The organism is Micromonospora arborensis, assembly GCF_003205615.1.
Classification (GTDB): Bacteria; Actinomycetota; Actinomycetes; order Mycobacteriales; family Micromonosporaceae; genus Micromonospora; species Micromonospora arborensis.
In genome coordinates, this window is record NZ_PYBV01000181.1 from 1 (window position 1) to 283 (window position 283).

Here is a 283-nt window from a genome sequence, read left to right on the forward strand (position 1 = left end):
CCGCTGCCCACAGCTCAGGGAGATTCGCAGCCCCGTCAGGCGCCCCCGGACCGTAAACGAGTTTTACCCGCCAGTCGGCGTCGTCGGCATCGTTGAAGTTCATCTGAACGTCCAGGTGCAGCAGGTCGCCGAACGCAGTGAACCGTCCGTTGACCCGATCCATAACCCGCTGGGCGATCCAGCTCAACCTCGGCTGGTCCTCAACCGCAGCCGTCACGGCGAGCCTGAGCTGGAAGACCATGACGAGCCGCTCGTCGAGCGCACCGGCGCGCTCCAAGTGGAA

General features: G+C 65.0%; 1 protein-coding gene. It reads right to left on the reverse strand.

Going from position 1 to position 283, the window contains the following annotated elements:
- A partial coding sequence (locus tag C7C45_RS34365) for a hypothetical protein (RefSeq protein ID WP_167454920.1) occupies positions 1-283 on the reverse strand: 283 nt, incomplete at both ends.